17 protein-coding genes and 1 pseudogene are annotated in these 21,110 nt (G+C 69.8%); 1 reads left to right on the top strand and 17 read right to left on the bottom strand.

What is annotated here, in order from left to right:
- Positions 1-49: 49 nt before the first annotated feature.
- From J2Z30_RS20815 to J2Z30_RS20765, 11 genes are all read right to left on the bottom strand, one after another.
- Positions 50-1,411 carry an NtaA/DmoA family FMN-dependent monooxygenase gene (locus tag J2Z30_RS20815; protein ID WP_044566978.1) on the bottom strand — a complete coding sequence of 454 codons (1,362 nt, stop codon included), beginning with the start codon at positions 1,409-1,411 and terminating at the stop codon, positions 50-52.
- Positions 1,408-2,526: an LLM class flavin-dependent oxidoreductase gene (locus tag J2Z30_RS20810; RefSeq protein WP_209468767.1), complete on the bottom strand. Its 1,119-nt coding sequence runs from the start codon at positions 2,524-2,526 to the stop codon at positions 1,408-1,410. Before J2Z30_RS20810 ends, J2Z30_RS20815 begins: the two co-directional genes overlap by 4 nt.
- On the bottom strand, positions 2,519-3,556 hold the full coding sequence (locus J2Z30_RS20805; protein WP_044566981.1) for an aldo/keto reductase: 1,038 nt from the start codon (positions 3,554-3,556) through the stop codon (positions 2,519-2,521). The genes J2Z30_RS20810 and J2Z30_RS20805 overlap by 8 nt, the downstream gene beginning before the upstream one ends.
- A 61-nt stretch (positions 3,557-3,617) precedes the next feature.
- Positions 3,618-4,889, bottom strand: coding sequence for an acyl-CoA dehydrogenase family protein (locus J2Z30_RS20800; RefSeq protein WP_078956408.1), 1,272 nt, complete (start codon positions 4,887-4,889; stop codon positions 3,618-3,620).
- Positions 4,886-5,818 (bottom strand): LLM class oxidoreductase, encoded by a 933-nt coding sequence (locus tag J2Z30_RS20795; protein WP_044566983.1) that lies wholly within the window; start codon positions 5,816-5,818, stop codon positions 4,886-4,888. Before J2Z30_RS20795 ends, J2Z30_RS20800 begins: the two co-directional genes overlap by 4 nt.
- Positions 5,819-5,839: 21 nt before the next feature.
- On the bottom strand, positions 5,840-7,084 hold the full coding sequence (locus J2Z30_RS20790) for an LLM class flavin-dependent oxidoreductase (RefSeq protein WP_044566984.1): 1,245 nt from the start codon (positions 7,082-7,084) through the stop codon (positions 5,840-5,842).
- Positions 7,081-8,286 (bottom strand): acyl-CoA dehydrogenase family protein, encoded by a 1,206-nt coding sequence (locus J2Z30_RS20785; RefSeq protein ID WP_044566985.1) that lies wholly within the window; start codon positions 8,284-8,286, stop codon positions 7,081-7,083. The genes J2Z30_RS20790 and J2Z30_RS20785 overlap by 4 nt, the downstream gene beginning before the upstream one ends.
- 16 nt (positions 8,287-8,302) lie before the next feature.
- A complete protein-coding gene (locus J2Z30_RS20780; protein WP_044566986.1) occupies positions 8,303-9,961 on the bottom strand; it encodes a dipeptide ABC transporter ATP-binding protein in 1,659 nt (552 codons plus the stop codon).
- Positions 9,958-10,857, bottom strand: a complete 900-nt coding sequence (locus J2Z30_RS20775) for an ABC transporter permease (RefSeq protein ID WP_052701130.1) — start codon at positions 10,855-10,857, stop codon at positions 9,958-9,960. The genes J2Z30_RS20780 and J2Z30_RS20775 overlap by 4 nt, the downstream gene beginning before the upstream one ends.
- Positions 10,854-11,894 carry an ABC transporter permease gene (locus J2Z30_RS20770; RefSeq protein ID WP_044566987.1) on the bottom strand — a complete coding sequence of 347 codons (1,041 nt, stop codon included), beginning with the start codon at positions 11,892-11,894 and terminating at the stop codon, positions 10,854-10,856. Before J2Z30_RS20770 ends, J2Z30_RS20775 begins: the two co-directional genes overlap by 4 nt.
- Before the next feature lie 3 nt (positions 11,895-11,897).
- Positions 11,898-13,523 carry an ABC transporter substrate-binding protein gene (locus tag J2Z30_RS20765; RefSeq protein ID WP_044566989.1) on the bottom strand — a complete coding sequence of 542 codons (1,626 nt, stop codon included), beginning with the start codon at positions 13,521-13,523 and terminating at the stop codon, positions 11,898-11,900.
- 684 nt (positions 13,524-14,207) lie between these two features.
- Here J2Z30_RS20765 and J2Z30_RS20760 point away from each other — a divergent pair.
- Complete coding sequence (locus J2Z30_RS20760; RefSeq protein WP_044566990.1) at positions 14,208-15,281, top strand: LLM class flavin-dependent oxidoreductase; 1,074 nt, start codon at positions 14,208-14,210, stop codon at positions 15,279-15,281.
- Between the two features lie 129 nt (positions 15,282-15,410).
- Here J2Z30_RS20760 and J2Z30_RS20755 read toward each other — a convergent pair.
- From J2Z30_RS20755 to J2Z30_RS20735, 6 genes and pseudogenes are all read right to left on the bottom strand, one after another.
- A pseudogene (locus tag J2Z30_RS20755) lies at positions 15,411-16,136 on the bottom strand (LLM class flavin-dependent oxidoreductase).
- Positions 16,137-16,242: 106 nt separating this feature from the next.
- Complete coding sequence (locus J2Z30_RS20750) at positions 16,243-17,619, bottom strand: NtaA/DmoA family FMN-dependent monooxygenase (RefSeq protein ID WP_044566991.1); 1,377 nt, start codon at positions 17,617-17,619, stop codon at positions 16,243-16,245.
- 19 nt (positions 17,620-17,638) lie between these two features.
- On the bottom strand, positions 17,639-18,847 hold the full coding sequence (locus tag J2Z30_RS20745) for an LLM class flavin-dependent oxidoreductase (RefSeq protein ID WP_044566993.1): 1,209 nt from the start codon (positions 18,845-18,847) through the stop codon (positions 17,639-17,641).
- A 78-nt stretch (positions 18,848-18,925) separates the two neighbouring features.
- On the bottom strand, positions 18,926-19,033 hold the full coding sequence (locus J2Z30_RS51715; protein WP_372453288.1) for a putative leader peptide: 108 nt from the start codon (positions 19,031-19,033) through the stop codon (positions 18,926-18,928).
- A gap of 641 nt (positions 19,034-19,674) precedes the next feature.
- Positions 19,675-20,226, bottom strand: a complete 552-nt coding sequence (locus tag J2Z30_RS20740; protein ID WP_044566994.1) for a GNAT family N-acetyltransferase — start codon at positions 20,224-20,226, stop codon at positions 19,675-19,677.
- Positions 20,223-20,603: a hypothetical protein gene (locus J2Z30_RS20735; protein WP_044566996.1), complete on the bottom strand. Its 381-nt coding sequence runs from the start codon at positions 20,601-20,603 to the stop codon at positions 20,223-20,225. The genes J2Z30_RS20740 and J2Z30_RS20735 overlap by 4 nt, the downstream gene beginning before the upstream one ends.
- Between the last annotated feature and the right edge of the window lie 507 nt (positions 20,604-21,110).

Here is a 21,110-nt window from a genome sequence, read left to right as displayed (position 1 = left end):
GTCCCTCGGAGCGGTCGGCACCAGGTGCGGATGGCTTGTTCTGTTGCGGTCACATGAACGAACCTTCGATCCATCGCATCCGACTTCGCGGCCAACCGGCTGTTCCACCCGGCCGTGGGAGCCCGAAGCGTTCACGGAGTGTGCCGTCGGGATACTCCTTCCGGAAGAGTCCGCGTGCCCGCAAAATCGGGACCACCAAGCGCGTGAAGTTCTCGAAGTCCACGGCGGTGTCGGCCGGCATGATGGTGAACCCGTCAGCCGTGCCCCCGCGGAACCAGTCTTCGAGGTCGTCGGCGACCTGTGTCGCGGAGCCGACCAGGAGCCGATGGCCCGCTCCACCGGCCGAGCGGTGGACCAGTTCCCGCGGTGTGCGGGGGCGCTCGGCGATCAGGGCACGCGTCGACTCGTTGAAGCCGATGGAGAACGCCCCTTCCGCCGGAGTGTCCGGGAGGTCGTCGATCGTGATGGTGTCGTCGGGCCCGAACCTGCCCGCGGGCAGACCGAGACCGGTGACCACGGCCGCGGCGAGCCGCTTCAGCGGGAGCGTTCCGTACAGTTCCCGCTCCCGGCGCCGGGCCTCGTCCTCGGTCTCGGACACGAGGACGACCACGCCGAGTGAGACCTTGACGTCGTCCGGGTGGCGCCCGGCCGCCGTGGCGCGCCGGCGGATGTCATCGCGGAAGGCGACCGCCTTCGGCTGGGTCTGCGCCACGGTGAAGACGACATCTGCGAAGTCACCCGCGAGCCTCAGCCCGCCTTCCGAGCCTCCGGCCTGGACGATCACGGGTCGTCCCTGTGGTCCGGCGGGTACGGGCAGTGGGCCGCGAACCGAGAAGAACTCGCCGTGGTGGTCGATGGGGTGGATCAGCTTCGGGTCGGCGTATCTGCCGTTTGTCTTGTCGCCGGTGATGGCTCCCGGCTCCCACGCGTCCCACAACCGGGTGACGGCGTCCAGGAATTCATGGGCCCGGCGGTATCGCGTCGGTTTGTCCGGGTGGTCGTCCAGCCCGAAGTTCGCCGCGGCGGCGGTGGTTCCGGTGGTCACGATGTTGACCGCGGCGCGCCCCTTGCTCACATGATCCAGCGCGTTGAAGCGGCGCGCGAGGTTGTAGGGCGAGTTGTACGTCGTGGAGCTGGTGATGACGAAGCCGAGACGGTCCGTGCTCCCGGACAGGTGGGTCAGCAGGATCAGCGGGTCCAGCCCGGTATCCGGTGCGTGCTCGATACCGGCTCCGAGAGCTGGACCGTCTCCGAGGAAGACCGCGTCGATCGTGGCATCCTCGGCGGCTTCGGCGAGCCGCCTGAAATGACCGACGTCCAAGTAGGCGAACGGATCGGCGTGCGGCAGTCGCCACGCCTGCCGGAAGTGTCCAGGAGTCAGGAGTGAGAGGTTGAGGTGAAAGCCGGTCACGGCCGCGGGGCTCCCCTCCGGGGGATCGGTGGTTCGGACACGGTGGCGCGCGGCTCCTGGAGCGGATGCCATCCGAGCAGCGGTGCGACCTCCCGGGCGGTGGCGGTGAGCAGCCGGATGTGCTCGTCGAACTCCGGCACGCCGGGGACGAAGCTCACGAGCAGATCGGTGGCTCCGGCAAGGGACGGATCGGCGGCGAGCGACTCGGCGACCGCACCGGCCGGTCCGAACAGCGATCGGTCGCGTTCGAGGTATTCCTCGACGCTGAGCTCGACGTCGTCGCGGCGCCTCGATCCCCATGACTGCCAGCGGCGTACACCGGGGGCGACGGCGCGGAGGGCACCGGCGCTGTCGGGGTGCGGATAGACCGCGCGCGAGACCTGGACGCGCGGTTCGTACCCGGCCTCGGCCGCGGCTCGGCGGTACGAGGCGACGATATCCGCTTGCTGCCCGGTGCTCTGTCGACCGGCCCAGTCGCCGGCCCGGGAGAGCTGCAACCCGTCGCCAGTCCTGGCGGCCGCGATCGCCGCGTCGACGGCCCGTACGGGGTCGCTCGTGGTCGCCTGCCACAGCCGCCGCCGCACTCCGGTGTCCGGTGGGTGAAGCACTTCCCCGGCGGTGTTGACCGGACGCCCCTCCAGGACCTCGTGGAGTTTCGCCACGTTCCGGTCGAAGAGTGCCTGCTTGTCATCGAGGCTGCGGCCGAACGCCTCCCAGGCCGTGGGGAACGGCCCCGAGCCGATGCCCAGTTCGACCCGTCCGCCGCTGAGCTCGTCGAGCACGGCCGCGTCCTCGGCGACCACCAGGGGATCGGCCAGCGGCAGGACGAACACACCGGTACCGAGCCGGATGCGGCTGGTGTGCTCGGCGATCGCGGCCAGCAGGACCAGTGGGGCGGAGACATGTTCGTTGCCCTGGCGGAAGTGGCGGTGGATCACCCAGCCCGAGTCGTAGCCGAGTCGCTCGGCGGCGACGAACAGGTCGATGGCCTGGCGGTAGGCCGCGGCGGGGGCTAGGTCCGAGTCGAGGTGGAGCAGGAAGCAGAGCCGGAAGGGGCGGCCGTCCGCCACCCCGGCTCCGACCGCCCCGGCCCGCTCGGGGGTCCGCTCAGACACGGACACCGGTCCCGTGGACGCCGTGCCGGTCGATGAGCGCGAGCTCCTCATCGGTCAGCGGCGGGAAGTCCAGCGCTTGGGTGTTGTGGTCCAGCTGCCAGGTCGAACTCGCGCCGATGAGCGCGCTGGTCACCTGCGGCTGCCGCAGCACCCATTGCAGTGCGAGCTGCGCCAGTGACTGTCCGCGTCCCCGGGCGATCTCGTCGAGGGCCGTGGCTCGTTCGCGGTAGGTGTCGTCGATGTCATCGGCCGACAGGAAGGCGCTGTTCTGGGCGCGGGCGTTGGGAGGGATCACGCCGTCGAGGTACTTGTTGGTCAGCAGTCCCTGGGCCAGCGGGCTGTAGACGACGAGGCCGAAGCCGTCCTCGGCGGCCAGCTTGAGCAGACCGTTGATCTCCGGGCGGCGATCGAAGATCGAATACCGTGGCTGGTGCACCAGCAGGGGAACCCCCGCCCGGCGGAGCAACTCGGCCGCCTCATGGGCGCGCTCCGGGGTGTAGTTGGAGAGTCCGGCGTACAGCGCCTTCCCGGACCGGACCGCGGTGACCAGGGCGCCGACCGTCTCCTCCAGCGGAGTGGCGAGGTCGGGGCTGTGGCTGTAGAAGATGTCGACGTAATCGGTGCCGAGGTCACGCAGGCTGTGGTCGAGCGAGGTCAGCAGCGACTTGCGCGAGCCCCCCTTGTGGTAGGGGCTCGGGCCGATCGGGTTGCCGGCCTTGGTCGACAGAATGAGCTCGTCCCGATAGGGGGCGAGGTCCCTCCTCAGCACCGTGCCGAAGAACTTCTCCGCGGCGCGGTGCGGGGGGCCGTAGCGGTTGGCGTTGTCGAAGTGGGTGATCCCGAGGTCGAAGGCGTGCAGCACGATCTCGCGCTGGGTTTCGTAGGGGAAGTCGGCCCCGAACTTCTGCCAGAGGCCGAAGGAGAAGGCGGGCAGGTCGAGGCCCGAGTTCCCGGTGCGGCGGTACTCCTGCCCGGTGTAGCGGTCGTCCGCCGCGTGGTGAGTGGTTTCGAAGGGTCCGGAGGCCGGCATGAATGGGTGTCCTTTCGCGGACGTCGGAGGACGTGGCAGCGGTTGCGGGCCGGGCGTGCTCTCAGAAGAGCCCGGTGGTCGGTGGTTCCTCACCGGCGAGGTGGTAGGCACCGACCACGGCGGCCTTCCAGTCCCGGGGATTGTGGTTGGCGACGGTCCGGGCGTTGCGCCAGTGCCGGTCGAAGGCGTACTCCCGGTCGGTCGCGGAGCCTCCGCCCACGTCGAAGAGCAGCTCCCCCGCCTTGAGAGCCGACTCGACGGCGAGGTACTGCGCCTGGGCGACGGCGATGGCCGCGGTGGCACCGGCCGCGCGGACCTCGTGGTCCGGGGTGTGCCGGACCTGCTCCAGGGTCTCGGCCGCGAGGACGACGGAGGACCGGGCAGCGTGTGCGCGGGCGGAGATCTGGCCCACGACATGCCGGACGTACGGGTCGTCGATGCTCGTGTCCGCCGTGCTGTGTTTGATCGGACGAGCCTTCTTCCGCCCGAACCAGATCGCATCGTCGAGCGCGGCGGCGGCGATACCGGCCTGGATCGAGGCCAGGTACAGCTGCGCGAACGACCCCAGCCACGGATTGCGCAGCTTCGCCTTGTCCGTGCGGACGAGTTCGTCGTCGGTGACGCGGACGTCGGTCAGCCGGGTGGTTCCGCTGGCCGTGAGGCGCTGGCCGACGGCGTCGAAGTCGTCGAGCAGTTCGACGCCTTCCCGATCGGTGGGAACGGTGAACTGGACGATGTCGCCGTCGTCGGCTACCGCTGTGCCACCGAACCAGTCCGCGTAGAGACCGCCGGTGCTGTAGTACTTGGTGCCGTTCAGCACGTAGCCCGCGCCGTCGCCGCGGATGGTGGTGGCCACCGAGCCACTCGCGCCACCGCTTCGTTCGTTGCCGGTACCGGCGAAGAGGTCACCGCGTCGGAGCCGCTCGAGCGAACGCTCCCGCTGGGGCAGGTCGTGGCGCGTGGTGACGTGGTTGGCCGTCAGGAAGCTCGACCGGAACGCCTGGGCGACGCCTGAGTCGGCACGGGCCAGGTCGATGACCACCTCGGCGATGTCACGGACCGTGCCGCCCGCACCACCGTCCTCCGCCGGAACGCCGATCAGCAGCAGCCGTGCCTCGGCGAGCGCACGTACCTGCCCGAACGGATAGTTCCGGGTGCCTTCACGGCGGCGGGCGGTCGCGGCCAGCTCCGCCAGGACCGGAGCGATCGCGGTGCGGATGCCCGCGACGGTCGGCGGAGCGGCCCGCTCGGTGGCCTGGTCGGTGGCCCGCTCTGTGGCGTGGTCGGCGTCGTGGTCGGCGTCGTGGTCGGCGTCGTGGAGCGTCCAGGTCATGAACCGGCTCCGATCGGTTCGGGCAGGCCGAGGGCGGCGCGCAGAGTCGCTCCGCCGGAGAGCCCGAGGCGTGGCACGAGTGCTCGCACCACAGCGAGCAGCCGGTCGTGGTCCCCCGTCGGGGCGAGCTCCAGCCCGTCGAAGCCGTACCGCTCGACCCAGTCGGCCAACTGGGCGGCGGTCCGCTCCGCGGGGGTGTCATCCGCCGGCAGTTCGACCCTGCCGAGCACCGCGATGTCCCCGCGCCGTCGGCCGACGCGGTCGAACGCCTCGGCCAGCCGCGCGGTCACCTCTGACGCCCTGGCCCGGGAGATGACGACGGCATCGGCCAGGGCCACGACATCGGCCCAGTCCAGATCGTCGCGAGCGTCGGCGACAAGCACCGGCCGATCCTGCGGCGAGGACGGTCCGTCGAGTGGCCCCGCCACTCGGTAGAAACGGCCCTCGTGGTCGATCGACGTGATGAGAGTGTCCTCCGCGAAGACGCCGGTGGCCTGGTCGCCGAGCAACGCCGCGGCGGGAAAGCTCTCCCACAGGCCGGTGAGGACGCCCGCGTATTCGGCCCAGCGCCGGTGCCGCGCCGTGGCCGAACGGTCGGGCGCTGTGGCCTCACTGACCTCGTCACCGTCTCCCGCTCGCAGGGCCAGGCCGGAGCGGCCCGCGGTGGCCCGGTCCAGCGACAGCACCCGGCGGGCGAGGTTGTACGGCGCGTTGTGCGTCGTCGGGGCATCGACGATCCAGTGGGACTCGGGGAAACGGCCGGCGAGGTGAGCGGCGACCACCGTGGGGTCGAGTACGTCATCCGGACCGCCGTCGAGAAGGCGCACCGCGGTCACGCCCGTATCGCGGGCGGCCGCGACGATCCCGGTCGCGTCGGCGACGGAGAGGATGGACCCGACCGCGAGGTCGAGGACGATGGTTCTGGTCATGTGGTGTTCTGCTCCCCTTGCCTAGCGGGCGGCCTCGGGCACGGCGGACCCGCGGGACGGCCGCGGTCGGCCCGGCGTCTCGAGGCCCAGATGGCCCCGCAACGTGGTGTCGTCGTACTCATGGCGGAAGAGACCACGGCGCCGGAGTTCTGGGATCACGTGATCGACAAAGTCATCGAACCCGGACGGCAGCACATCGGGCATGACGTTGAAGCCATCCGCCGCGCCCTCCTGGAACCACAGCTGGATGTCGTCGGCGACCTGCTCCGGAGTGCCGACCACGATCCGGTGGCCGCCACCGCCGCTCAGTTTGCGCAGCAGCCGGCCGAGCGTGGGATTCTCCTTGTCGATGATGGCTTTCACGACCCGGTAGAAGGTCTGCGAGCCACCGGCCCGGTCCGGCTCGACCAGCAGCTCGCGCGGGATGGGTTCATCGTCCGGCAGTCCCTCCAGGGAGAAGCCGAGCTGACCCGCGAGGCGTTGGCGTGCGTAGGCGTCGGGAAGGATCTCGTCGAGCGTCTCGCGCCGTCTCCGGGCCTCCTCCTCGGTGCTGCCGAGTACGGTCGAGAGGCCGGGCAGGACGACGACGTCCTGGGGACGGCGTCCGAACTCCAGTGCCCCCGCGCGGATCTCGTCACGGAACGCGCGGGCATGGTCGATGTCCTGGTCCGCGGAGAAGATCACTTCACCGACGCGCGAGGCCAGGCGGCGTCCGTCACTGGATCCACCGGCCTGCACGACGACGGGGCGTCCCTGCGGAGAGACGAAGGTCCGCCGGTCCGCCCACTGGGCGATGACCTGGTGGGTGAATTCCGCCGCCCGTCGATACCTCTGCGCGTGCTCGGGCTCGCCGGTCCGTCCGAAGTTGCGTGCGGCGGCGGCGCCGGCGGTGGTGACGACGTTCCATCCGACCCGGCCACCGCTGAGGTAATCCAGGTCGCCCACCCGGCGGGCGAGTTCGATCGGGTCGTTGTAGCTCGACGAGAGCGTCCCGATCAGTCCGATGCGCTCGGTCCGGGCGGCGATCCGCGCCAGTACGGTGGTCGGTTCCAGGTTGTTGCCGGGCCGGTGGCGGACGAGAGGCTCGAGGACCGGGCCGTCGGCCAGGAACACCGCGTCGAGCTTCGCCGCCTCCGCCTTCTTCGCGATCCTGGTGTAGTGCTCGATCGTGTAACTCGCCCGCCCGTCGGTCCCGGGGAAGCGCCACGAACCGCCGAAGACACCGGCGTTGAGGATATTGACGTTGATGTGCAAGGGGCGGGTCACTGTTGCTGTCCCTCCTGGGAACGCCGACCGCGGTCGTACGACGACTGCGGGGCGACACCGTTGACGACGAACGCGCCGATGACTCTTGGCTTGTATATGACCGGGTTGTGTGAGGCGAGGGTGCGGGCGTTGCGCCAGTGCCGGTCGAGGCGGGCACTCTCCCGGACCGCTGACGAGCCGCCCGCGTTGAAGGCGATGGTCGCGGCGTCGAGAACCGCCTCGATGATGGCGACCTGCGCGGCCGACACATCGATGTAGTTGGCGGTATACGCCTCCCGCGAGCCGTCCCGGTCGGCTGTCTCAAGGCCTTCGGCGACCGTCCCGAGCAGGGAGTCCACCGTGAGGGCGCGGGTGTGGAGGCGACCGACGACGCCCAGCACCTCGGGGTCCTCGGTGGCCTGTTCGGACAGTGCGTGCAGGCTGGTGCGGGTGCGGGACCTCACCACGGAGACCGTCTCGTCGACCAGGCTGCGGGTGATACCGGCGAGGTTTGCCAGGTGTACGAGCTGCACGAACGACGGGAGGGAGCGCAGGTTCTCCTTGAACCCTCCCAGTTCCCCGTTCTCCTCGACGGGGACGCCGTCGAATACGGTCGTACCGCTTCCGGTGAGACGCTGCCCGATCCCGTCCCAGTCCTCGGCGTGGGTGACGCCGGGATGCCGCGCGGGAACCACGGCGAACCAGCGGTTGCCGTCGTCGTCCGCGACCGCGACGCGGATGTGGTCGGCGAACAGAGAGCCGGTGGAGTAGAACTTGGTCCCGCTGACCACCTTGCGGCCGTCCACCTCATGGACGCGTGTCGAAATGCCGAAGTCCGGGCTGCTGCCCGCCGCCTCGGACTGGGCGTTGCCGAACACGGCGCCCTCCGCGATCTTGCGGAGCCAGTAGTCGCCGACGTCGGGATCGTCCGCGTGCCGCAAAATCTCCACCGCGGTGAAGTGGCCCCGCAGGATCTGCGGAATGTTGGAGTCGGCCTTGCCTGCCTCGGCCAGCAGGCGGAACAGGGTGGGCAGGTCGACGCCGAAGCCGCCCTGCGCGATCGGCACGCGCAGACGGCCGAATCCGGCGTCAGCCAGTTCGCGCACGAACTCGTACGGGTGCTTGCGGGACTGGTCGCGGACACCGGCCTCCGCTTCCAGCCGCTCGAAGATCCTGCGGAACTCGGCCACGGCCTCTTCCAGCGCGTGGGACGGGTCGGTCATGGGGCTCCTTCGTGGATCAGCGGCCGGCCAGCTGTCGGCCGGCCATGGCACCGAGCAGTTGAGCGGTGTAAGGGGAGGCGGGGCTCTCGAAGACCTGGGCGATCTCTCCCTGTTCCACGATCCTGCCGCGCCGCATCACCGCGACCCGGACGGAGATCGCCCGCACGACGGCCAGGTCGTGCGAGATGAAGACATACGTCAGGCCGAGCTCGCTCTGCAGCTTGACCAGCAGCTCGAGGATCTGGGCCTGAACGGAGACATCGAGCGCCGAGATCGGCTCGTCGAGTACCACGACCTTCGGCTCCAGTACGAGTGCCCGCGCGATCGCTACCCGCTGACGCTGTCCCCCGGACAACTCGCGGGGGTGACGGTGGAGGAACGAGGCCGGCAACGACGCCGCCTCCAGCGCGGCGACCACCCGGTCACGGTTCTCCTGTCGGCGACGCCGAGCGGAACCCGCCGGCTGGAAGGACCGCAGCGGCTCCTCGACCACCGAGAGGACGTCGAATCGCGGGTCGAAGGAGGCGTACGGATTCTGGAAGACGATCTGGACGTCGCGTCGCAATGGGCGGAACGCCTTGGTGTTCAGGGTGCCGACCTCGGTTCCGAGCAGCGAGACCCGGCCCGCCGTCGCCTGTGTGAGGCCGGTGAGGACGCGTGCCGTCGTCGACTTGCCGCTGCCGGACTCTCCGACGATCGAGAAGGTCCGGCCGCGTCCCACGGTGAAGGAGATGTCGTCGACCGCGGTGTGTCCCTCGTAGCGCTTGCTCAGGTTCCTCACCTCGACCGCGGGCTCGGGGTCCCCGGAGGGAGTTCCGCCGGACCTGTCCGTGACGAAGCTCAGCCGTGCGGGCACGTTGTCCAGCAGGTGCCTGCTGTACTCGTCCTGTGGGTTCTGGACGAACGCCGCCGTGGGCGCGAGTTCGGCCAACCGTCCATCGCGCAGCACACCCACGAGATCGGAACGGTCCGCGGCCACACCGAGGTCGTGGGTGATCAGCACCACGGAGGTGCCGCCGCGGCGGCGCAGGTCATCGATGAGATCGAGCACCTGGGCCTGGACGGTCGCGTCCAGGCCGGAGGTCGGCTCGTCGGCGACGATCACATCGGGCTCGACGGCCACGGCGGCCGCGATCAGCACTCGTTGCCGCATACCGCCTGACAGCTCGTGGGGAAACTGCCGATAGCGCCGCTCGACGTCGTCGAAACCCACCAGCTCGAAGAGTTCGTGGACCCTTTGCCGCCGCGCCTCGGTGTCGAGGCTGGTGTGCAGGCGTAGGACGTCCTCGACCTGCGGGCCCACGCGACGGACCGGATCGAGGGAGACCGTGGGATCCTGCGGGATCAGGCTGATCGCGCGCCCCCGGAGCCCCCGCAGCCGACCACCGGACAGGTCGCTGATGGTGCGCCCCCGATATCTGACCGAGCCGCCGAGCAGTCGGCCGTTGGTGGGCAGCAGTCCCAGGATGGCGTGTCCGATCGTGGACTTGCCGGAGCCGGACTCACCGACGAGAGCGAGGACTTGGCCCGGTTCGAGTTCGAACGAGATGTGCTCGACAGCCGTCTTGGTACCGCGCCCGGCCTGATAGCCGACACTCAGATCCTCCACGGCCAGGACCGGCCCGGACGGTGCGGTGATGTCCCGGGCGACCCGCGGTGTCACGTCACTGCTCATCGCTTCTGCCTCTCTGCGAAGTGGCGGGCGAGGCGGTTGCCGGCCAGCACGACCGCGGCGACGGTCAGTGCCGGGTAGACCACCAGGTAGGGCTCGCTCGCCATGAAGTTGCGGCCATCGGCGACCAGACGGCCCCACTCCGGGCTCGGCGGCTGCGCACCGAGCCCGAGAAAGCTCAGTGAGGCGATCCAGATGATCGCGATGCCGAACTGGATGGTGACCAGCGACAGCGTCGGCCCCAGCGAGTTGGGGACCACATGGCGCAGCAGGACCGTCGACGAGCGGGCGCCGCTCGCGACCGCCGCCTCCACATACTGGCTCGCCTTGGCACGCAGCACCTCGGAGCGGATGAGCCGCGCGAACGCCGCCGACGATGTGAGGCCGACAGCGGCGGCCGCCTGCAAGATCCCGTAGCCGAGGACGACCACGATGGTGATGGCCAGCAGGAAACCCGGAATGGACAGCACGACGTCGATCAGTCGCATCACGATCGCGTCGATCCAGCGGCCGAACCAGCCGGCGAGGGCGCCGAAGACCGAGCCCACCGCGACACCCAGAGCCACGGCCACCACCGAGCCCGACAGTGACGCGCGGGCGCCGTGGACGACACGGGTGTACTGGTCGCGGCCGAGCCGGTCGGTGCCGAACCAGTGCGCGCTCGACGGCGGCAGCAGCTTGTCGGTCGCCCCGATCGCCGTCGGGTCGGAGTGGGCGAACCATCCGGGGACCAGCGCCCAGAGAACCGCCACCACGAGGACCGCTCCCGCCACCACGACCGACCAGTGACGGATGGGCCACAGCAGTATCGTGAGGGTACGGCCTCGCGGCGCCTTCCCGGGCTGCCCGGTCTGCCGCACTTCGACCGGCGGCGTCGGGTTCTCGATGGTCGTTGTCATCGTGCCGCCACCTCTTCCGGGAGCCGGGGAGACATCGCCTCGTCCACGCCGGGCCCGGTCGGCGTGCTCCCCGTCGAGCGTTTGGTCCTCTTCGAGCGCGCGGCGAGAATGTCGGCCCGGATGCGCGGATCAATGAGCGGGTGGACCACGTCCACCACGAGATTGACCAGGACGTAGCCCGCGGTGGCGACCAGCACCACGCCCTGGACGACGGGCAGGTCCTGAGTGTTGACGGCGTTGAGGGTGATCTGGCCGATGCCGTTCCGCGCGAACACCGCTTCGGTGACCACCGAACCGGCGATCAGCTCACCCACGGCCAGGCCCAGCATGGTGAGCACCGGCAAGGACGAGTTCCTCAGGACGCCGCGTCCGAAGATGTACCGCTCCCCGGCTCCCCTTGCATGGAGCACATGCACGAAGGGCTGTCGCCGGGTCGCCGCGATCGAGGCGCTGAACACCTGGGACAGCGGTGCCGAGATCATGACGCCCAGGGTGACCGCGGGCCCCACCAGGGCCAGGAAGGTTCCGTCGTCGACCGCGGGGATCAGGTGCAGCTGGAACGAGAAGTAGTAGAGGATCAGGATTCCGATCACAAAGCTCGGCACCGAGGCGGCCAGGGCCGGGAAGGACCGCAGAAGAGTCCGCAGCCAGTTCCACCGTGCATAGCTCCCGCCGACTCCCACCCCGGCGGCGATGACCGCTCCGAGGACAAAACCGAGAGCCGTCAGCCGCAGGGTGCCGGGCAACGCGTCACCGAGCAGATCCGATACCTTCACCCCGCTGCTCAGCGAGTACCCGAGGTTCCCGTGGAGCAGGGCGTCCAGCGCGCGGACGTACTGGACCACCACCGGATGGTCGAGCCCGTAGAACGCCTTGAGGAGCTTGCCGTCCTCCGGCGTCAACTGGTTCTGCGGATTGTTGATCAAATTGGAGATCGCGTTGCCCGGCAACGCGGTGAGCAGGATGAAAGCCAGTGTGTAGGCCGCCCAGAGAACCAGGACGGTGTGCATCAGGCGCTTGAGGACGTAGCGGGCCATGAGTCAGGACAACCAGGTGTTGTAGAACTGCGACCGGGCCACGGCCTCGGTCTGGAAGTCCTGGACGTTCGACCGCAGGCCGAAGACCTGCGTCTCGTCGTACAGCGGAATGGCGAGGGCGTTTTTGAGGACATAGTCCTGGACGGCCTTGATGTCCGCCGTACGCTTCGTCTGGTCGAACTCGGCGACCTGGGCCTGGAGCAGCTTGTTCAGTTCGGGGAGCTGGGTGTACGTCGCGTTGGTCAGGTCGCTGTGCCACTCGGAGCGGAGCACATCAGGCTCGGCGCGGGAGAGCTGGCCCTGGGCGAAGACGGTGTTCTTGCCGATCTCCGCCTCGTACTGACTCATCGACGGGCTCTTGAGTTTCACCTCGGCCCCCACCTTCTTCCACTGCGACTGCAGCACTTCCACCACGGCTTGGGAAACCTGGTAGTACGGCGTGACATAGAGCGTGAACGAGAGCCGCTTGCCGTTCTTCCTCCGGATTCCGTCGGATCCGGACTTCCAGCCGGCCGCCTCCAGAAGCCGCTTGGCCTTGGCAGGGTCGTATGTCAGATACGGGCTGCCGTCCGGCGCCTTCGGCGTGCCGTGGACGAGGATGCTCTTGGCGACCCCGTAACTGGGCGAGAGCGCGATGTCGTTGATTTCCTTTCGGTCGGTCGCCGCCTGGAGCGCGCGCCGCACCTCGAGGTTCCGGGTGGGGGCGTTCGCCGCCAGGGAGATGTGGAGTTGGTTGCTCTCACCCTGCGCCGGGAATGCCTTGACCTGACCGCCGAAGCCTTTGACCGTTTCCTCGTCATCGGGCGCGATATTGCGCACGACGTCGGCTTGTTGCGACTGCAGGGCGCCCACGGCGGTGCTCTGCTCCGGCACCGTCGTGTATCGGATTTCCGACAGATACGCCTTGCCCTGGTGCTTGAAGCCCTTCGGCGCCCAGTCATAGTCGTCGCGGCGCTTGAGCGCCACGTTGGTCGTGCCATTGCCGCCGGCGACGACAAACGGGCCCGATCCGATCAGGCTGGTGAGCTTGCCCTTGTCGTTCCAGTTCTTCTTGAGATACGACTCGGCCAGAATGCCGGTCCGGTAGATCGAGAGGACCTGGAGGAATCCGGCATTGGGCTTCGACAGCCTGACCTGGACGGTCCGCGGGTCGACAGCTTTCGTGCCGACGTAGTTCGCGAAGAACTCGTCCGGTGCCACGCCGAGTTTCTTGTCCCCGAAGGCGTGCTGGTCGAGGTTGTGCTTGACCACCTTGGCGTCCAGCCTGCTGCCATCGCTGAACGTCACACCGGAGCGGATCTTGAATGTGTACTTCAGATGGTCCGGGCTGACCGTCCAGCTCTCGGCGAGCCACGGCTCGATCTTCCCGGTCTTCGGATTCTGCCACGTCAGCCGGTCGGCGAGGTTCGTGGTCACGTTGCTGTTCGACCACAAGGTGTTCGTTATCTGCCAGGCCTTGTAGTTCACCGGGTCGTAGAACTTCAGTGTGCCGCCGTACTGTGGCTTCCCCGCGTCACCCGACGAGTTCGCGGTGTTCTGGGTGCCGCCGCTGCAGGCCGAGAGCAGCAGGACCGCTGTCGCCAGGGCGGCGCCGTGGGGCGAAAGCGCCCGGCGTTGGGAGAGCTTCATGGCAGCGGGATTTCCTTCCAGGAACATGGTGTTGATGGGCGCTGCCGGACAAGAGCGGACGCGGAGGTCCACATGAACTCGAGACGGCGACAAGCCCGATCAGAACAGAGACTGGGCAGCACACTTCTCTTCGACTGTGCCCTCAGGTGAAAGGGATGGCAGGCCACATCGGGGCGAAATCCGCATCTCGGTGAACGAGATGGGTGAAAAATCGGGAATCAAACTCCCGGGCGGGCGCAAACGGCCCGGCCCATCAACACCGCGCGCTGCAAACCCGGAGCAGGTCGACGCAGCGTTCGCTGGTCAGCAGCGGATCCGAAACCATGGGCAGAGATTCCGTGATGGCCCGCCACCCTGTCAACCACGTCTTGTCATACGGACGGGTAAACCGCCGCGGGGCCACGGCCGTCCTCATCGCAGCTGACGACGTCGGGCCGGGGCCCAGGGGACACATTGACATTCTCAACACGCACACCGAGACTCGATCACATGTGTGAGGTCCTGCTCCTTACGAGCGAGCGTTGTGTCGACCTCCTCCGCGTGTCCAGCGCGCAGTGTTGATCCCGCATCCATTCCCCTCCACTGCGCCGCCACTCAGCCAGACACGAACCAACTGGCCCGACCCGCCATGACCGTCCTGGCTCGTGTCGTGCCGACACCGGGCAAGCAGCGATCGGAAGCATCATGAGCCTGGAATTTCTCTGGTACATACCCAACACCGTCGAACCGGGCCACCGCGGCGACGACACGACATCGGGCTGGGGGTCCATCGAGTACTCGACCGACCTTGCCCGATCGGCAGAGGGTCACGGCTGGAGCGGGGCCCTGCTCGGCACCGGATGGGGACGCCCGGACACCTTCACCGTCGCCACGGCGCTGGCCGCCCGGACCACGACGTTCAAACCCTTGATCGCGATCCGTCCCGGCTACTGGCACCCGGCGAACTTCGCCAGTGCGGCGGCCACGCTCGACCAGCTCAGCCGGGGACGCGTCCTCGTCAACATCGTCAGCGGGCTGGACAACCCGGCCGCCTACGGCGACACCAATATCGAACCCCCGCAACGGTACGCCCGCACGCAGGAGTTCCTGCACCTCGTGCGGCGTCTGTGGACCGAGGAGGACGTCACCTTCCACGGCGAGCACTTCCAGGTCACCGGCTCAACCGTCGCGCCACGCCCGTACCCGACCGGCGGGAGGACACATCCGACGCTCTACTTCGGCGGCGCGTCCCCGGCCGCCGAGCGGGTGTCGGCGGCCGAGGCCGATGTCCAGCTGTTCTGGGGTGAACCACTCGACGGGATCGCCGAACGCGTCGACCGGCTCAAGACGCTGAGCGAGCAGGTGGGCCGACGGCACAAGCCACTGGAGTTCGGGCTGCGGATCACGACACTGGTGCGCGACACCACCGAGGAGGCATGGCATGCCGCCGAGGAGAAGGTGGCGAAGATGGCATCCGCCGCCGGTGAGACCACGTGGACGGGGAATCGCAGGACGGCGGTCGGACAACAGCGGCTCTTCGACCTCGCCCAGCGCGGAGAGGTGCTCGACACGTGCCTGTACACCACCCCGGGCAAGTTCGGCGCTGGCGGAGCGGGGACCACCTGGCTGGTCGGCTCCGCCGACGACGTCGCCCGCGCACTGCACGGCTACCGCAAGCTCGGCATCACCCACTTCGTCCTGTCCGACACCCCCTACAAGCAGGAGATCGGCCGGATCGGTGACCAACTGCTTCCCCTGCTGCGCGATTCCGCCCCGTAACCGGCCTGCCGGACAGCCGTTGGTCCATCTCTCGGTGGCGTTCACCCTGAACCACCCCGCCCCAGGACCCGTCTTCCACCTACCAGACACCGGTGCGCTTCCGCCGTCCGTATCCGTCTCGGTCTCGGCTCAGCGGCGTCGCCACTCCTCGGCGAGCAGTTCATAGGAGCGCACCCGGTCGGCGTGGCGGTGGGTGATGGTGGTGATGAGCGGCTCGTCCGCGCCGGTGGCCTCCTGGAGTCCGCGTCGGACCAGTGTTGGGCGCGGGCCTGTTCGGGGCCGGGGAAGGGAATGGCGCCCTCGGCCGAACGCGGCGCGGTACGCCTCGGTGGCCTCCAGGACGGTGGCCGGGCTGACGTGGTAGTCGGCGGCGAAGCGCAGACCGCCCCGGCCCGCGACCTGGGCGCTCCGCCCGCCGCTGCTGCCGAGGATCCACACCTGCACATCGGCGCCTTCGCCGGGGATCGCGTGTGCTTCGACGCCCTCGGCGGAGCGGTAGTCGCCGCGCAGGAGCGCGAGGATGTCGACGGGCAGGCCGTTCGGGGTGCGTCCGTCGATGACGGGGGTCGTGGTGGGCGGTGCGTCGACGGTGGACAGGGCGGTGCGATGGCCCAGCTGTACGGCCCCGGAGCCGAGGCGGATCGTGGAGGTGGCGGAGGCGGTCGAGGCCAGGACGACGGCGGGCGAGGTCCCGGCCACGCCCGGGTTGAGGTGGTGTTCGGCGAACCAGTAGCGGGCGTAGCCGAACCGCTCCGTCCGCTGGACGAGGTCGACGCTGTTGCGCAGCGCCTCGGCGGCGGTGGAGCCGGAGGAGATGGGCACGACGTCGAGGACTGCGAGGGGGATGCCGGACATGGTCGGGGTTCTCCTCAGCGGTCGGCGGGTGTCCCGGCGCCGAGCACGGCGCGGGCGGGGCCGTGGCCGTATGCCTCCCAGCGGCTGAGGGTGATGGCCAGGAACTTCATGACGCGACCCGGTCCTGGTGCGACTCGGTGCCGGGGTGGGCCAGACCGAGATGGTCGCGCAGGGTCGTGCCCTCGTACTCGGTGCGGAACACACCGCGCTCCTGCAGCAGCGGGACGACGGTGTCCGCGAAGACGTCCAGCCCGCCGGGGGTGATGTGCGGTACCAGGATGAAGCCGTCACTGGCATCGGCCTGGACGAAGGAGTTGATGATCTCGGCGACCGTGGCCGGGGAGCCGATGAAGGACTGGCGGCTACCGGTCTCGATGACCAGGTCACGGATGGACCACTTGTTCGCCGCCGCCAGCTCCCGCCACTCCCGGGCGACGGCCAGCGGATCGCGGTACATCCGCACCTGGGCGCGGCCGCGGGCGATGGTGTGCTCACCGGTGTCGGGGTCGATGTCGGGCAGCGGGCCGTCCGGGTCGTACGAGGACAGGTCCCGGTTCCAGACGAACTCCAGGTGTTTGATCGCGGTGGCGCCGCTGACCTGTTGGCGGCGAACCTCGTGGGCCAGCTCCCGCGCCTCGGCGTCGGTGTCGCCGAGGACGAAGGTGGCCGCGGGCAGGATCAGCAGCTGGTCGTGGGTGCGGCCGTGGCGGGCGAGGCGGCCTTTGACGTCCGTGTAGAACGCCTGCCCCTCCTTCAAGGTGCTGTACCGGCTGAAGATGGCGTCGGCGCCGGCCGCGGCGAACTCCCGGCCTTCCTCGGAGTCACCGGCCTGGAAGATCACCGGGCGGCCCTGCGGGCTGCGCGGGACGTTGAACTGCCCGGCGATGTCGAAGTGCTGTCCCTGATGGGCGAAGGCACCGGCCCGCGCGTCGTCGAGGAAGGTGCCGGATGCCTGGTCGGCGACGATCTCGTCGCCCCGCCAGGAGTCGAACAGCTCGGTGGCGGTGGCCAGGAACTCCTTGGCCCGGGAATACCGTTCGTCCTGCGGGAGGAAGCCGCCGCGGCGGAAGTTCTCCCCGGTGAAGGCGTCCCACGAGGTCACGACGTTCCACGCGGCGCGCCCGCCCGACAGGTGGTCGAGGCTGGCGAACTGGCGGGCCACCTCGTAGGGCTCGTTGAAGGTGGAGTTGATGGTGCCGGTCAGGCCGAGGCGGTCGGTGACGGCGGCGAGCGCGGACAGGACGGTGAAGGTGTCCGGCCGCCCCACCACGTCCAAGTCGTAGATTTCGCCGCCCTGTTCGCGCAGCCGCAGCCCTTCGGCGAGGAACAGGAAGTCGAACTTGGCGCGCTCGGCGGTCCGCGCGAAGTGTGCGAACGAGCTGAACTCGATATGGCTGCCCGCCGCCGGATCACTCCACACCGTGGTGTTGTTGACGCCGGGGAAGTGGGCCGCCAGGTGGATCTGCTTGAGCGGTGTACTCATGGTCGGTGGTCCCTCCGGCTCAGACGGTGGCGTAGCGGTTGGCGGGGCGGGCGAGGCCCAGCAGCCCGCGCAGGGTGTCGGCCTCGTAGGACCGGCGGAAGGCGCCGCGGCGCTGGAGTTCGGGCACCAGGCCGCGGGTGATCGCCTCGAGGTCGTGGCCGATCACACCGGGGCGCAGCCGGAAGCCCGACAGTCCGGTCGGCTGCCAGCTCAGAAGCAGCTCCGCGAGCTGTGCGGGGGTGCCGGTGAACACCTTGGCGTCGCTGGTGTACGGGCGGCCCGCGAGGGCGTCCAGGCGCTCCAGGCGGGCGGCCGCGGCACCGGGTTCGTCGTCGAGGAACACCACCAGGTCGCCGAAGACGTGCAAGGGCTCCTCCGCGCGTCCCGCCGCGGCCTGGGCGGCGCGGATCTCGGCGACGGTGGCGCGGGCCTGGTCCGTGTCGTGCGGGGTGATGTAGCCGATGTCGGTGGAGGTCGCCACCAGCCGGTAGGGCACGCTCTGATGGGCCAGCGCGCTGACGACCGGCTGTCCCTGAGGTGGCCTGGGGGTGATCGAGGGGCCCTTGACGCTGAAGTGCCTGCCCGCGAAGTCGATGTAGTGCAGCTTGTCGCGGTCGATGAAGCGGCCGGTGGCGACGTCCCGGATCTCGGCGTCGTCCTCCCAGCTGTCCCAGAGGCGGCGTACCACCTCGATGTAGTCGGCGGCTTCCTCGAAGAGCTCGGCGGTCAGCTCCCGGACCACCGGGGTGTCCAGATCCCCGGGGCCGAAGCGGGGAATGGCGCGGCGGCCGATGTGTTCCGCCTCGTGGCTCCGCCTGGACACCCGGATCCGCAGCCCGGCGCGGCCGGTGCTGACGTAGTCCAGCGTGGCGATCGCCTTGGAAATGTGGAACGGCTCGGTGTGGGTGGCGACGACGGTCGGCACCAGCCCGATGTGCCGGGTCAGCGGTGCGACCCGGGAGGCGATGAGCACCGCGTCCAGCCGCCCGCGCACCTGGTCGGTGCGGCCGTCGGGCTCGGTCCGGTGCGAGGACTGGAGCGAGAGCCCGTCCTCGAAGGTCACGAAGTCGAGCAGACCGCGCTCGGCCTCGGTGACGACATCGGTCCAGTACGCCGGGTCGAACAGCTCCCGGGGCCGGGCCTGCGGCTCGCGCCATGCGGCCGGATGCCAGCCCGCCCCGTCGAGGGCGACGGCGAGATGCAGAGGGGTGGATGAGGACTCGGACACGAAGGGTGCCTCCCTGGTCGGCCATGGGTCATCACCGCACCCCATCGGGAGGGCGCGGTGTCCTTGGAGGTGATCAGGTCAGCGGCGACAGAGCGCGCCGGCCACGCGCAGCAGGTCGATGTGGTGCCGGGAGTACAGGCGGACACCCTCGCCGAGGGCCGGAGTCGGCGCGGGCGGACAGGTCATCGGCCGCGACACCATCGCCTCCCGTTCCCGTGTCCGACGGGCCTTCGGGCCCTGGCTGATATCTCGGAACGCTACGTGAGGCCGGTGACCTCACGCAATCGTCAACTCGGACGGGGCCGCGGCATATTCCCCGACGCCCATGGGCAACCCGACAAAAGTGTGGGCGACCCCGCTGACGCGCGGCACCCCGATGACGGGATCGGTGGAGATGTTCCGGACTGACGACACGCGGGCATGGGCCCGTCGGCATTCGCGCCCGACGCACCCGCTCCGTCCTCGCTCCCTGACCAGGCGGCTGCACATCGACCTGCTGCGGATCTCCAGCTCCTACAGCCCAGCAGGCCCTCAGCGCCTCTGATCGCGACCGTTCGGAGGGCGCGGCCATCGTTTCAGGGGCCCGGGGCGCATTCAGCCACCGGCCCCATCCACCATCCAGCCCCGGGCGTCGAGCCGCCCGGGGCCCCGCCATGACGAACGCGTTCTGCCGCGTGGAGCGGTGCGGGTCGAAGCACTGCGGCTCGGTGGTGACACCTCAGGTCAGCGAGGTACCGGAGGCCGAGGTGCGGGATCCGGCGCCGGAGGGGGCACACCCGGCGGCCAGGAGCAGCGGGGCGATCAGGAGGGCGGCGAGACGCCGGGGGTCACGCGCGGCTCCCCCGCTCCGCACGCCCGGTGGCGGGCAGCCACTTGGCGAAGCAGACGCTGTACGGGTCGCGGGAGTAGGGCGGATAGGGCGGGATGCGGTACCAGCCCTCGCGTGCGTAGAGGGCGGCGGCCTCCGGCTGCCGGACACCCGTCTGCAGCATCAGCTCCGCGACGCCCCGTTCGGCCGCGGACGCCTCGACGGCGGCCAGGGCCGCCGCGGCCAGCCCGCGGCCACGGTGGTCGGCACGGACGAAGACGCGCTTGACCTCCCACCGGTCGCCGGGCAGCGCGCGCAGCGAGGCGGTGGCGACGGGTTCGCCCGAGCCGGTGAAGGCGATCCAGGTGACGGCTATCTCATCGGCGGTGGGCGGGGGCGGCAGATGCGGACGCGGCTCGAAGACGGCATAGCGGGGCTTGATCTCCGCGTCCATCAGCGCCCGCAGCTCGGCGGCCGCCGGGTCGTTCCAGCCCAGCGCCACCCAGCGGACGGGCCCGTCCGGGGCGAACGCGGGGGCGGGTACGGCGGCGGGGGTGGGCGTATGGGTCATCGGGCCGTCTCCGGGTTCGGTGCCTCGGCCAGCCGGCCGACCGCCGTGGCCACGTCGTGCTCGGCCACCGCCCCGATGCCGAGGCGGATGCGCCCCGGAGAGCCGGTGCCGCCGGGCAGGGCCCGGGTCCGGCGTCCGTACAGCGCCCGCGCGTCGGCGGTGACGCGGTCGAACAGGCCGGGTGTGGTCAGCAGCCGGGTGGCGATGGTCTGCGTGAAGGTCGAGAAGTGCTGATCCTGGTTGGCGCGGGGTCGCGTCACCGCCGGGAGCAGCCATGGCGGGCCGACGATCCGGCCGAGGCGCAGACCGGGCCCGAGGGTCTTGGCGAAGCTGTTGACGCGGATCACCCGGTCGCTGTCGGTGCTGAGCCGGGGCACGTGGTCGCCGGAGTACCGCAGTTCGCGTAGACCCGATCCGCCACGGCGATCCCTTCGTGGCGGCCGATCCACTCGCGCAGCTCCGGTGTCCCCTCCACACCGGAGTACTGGAGCGCATCGGCCGCGAGGCCGCCGAGTACGTCGGCGGCGGCCTCGGCCAGTTCCTTGACCGGCAGCGCTTCGGCGGCGGGAGAGGGCCATGAAGTGTGTCTCCGATGAGCAAGGGGGGGTTGGGTGGGTGGCCGGAGCGCCTGTGGCCCGTGCCGTCGCCCGATCCGCTCCCCTCCTGGTACATCCGTCGTCCACTCCCTCGGACCAGTGGCGCGAAGGTCTCGGCGAGGCGAGTTGACGCGCCGTCATGCCCCACGGCGCACAGGAGTGCGGCCCCGTACGGGCAGACGGATCACACGCGGGGAAACAGATGGGAGAGGGCGCCCCGGCGGGCAGCCGTCAATGCCTCAACAACACTGCGCGCTCACCACTCGACCGAGGTCGACGTGATGGCGG

This window comes from Streptomyces iranensis, assembly GCF_017874715.1.
Taxonomy (GTDB): Bacteria; Actinomycetota; Actinomycetes; order Streptomycetales; family Streptomycetaceae; genus Streptomyces; species Streptomyces iranensis.
The sequence above is the reverse complement of the archived record's forward strand: the minus strand, read 5'-3'. Positions and strand labels throughout refer to the sequence as shown.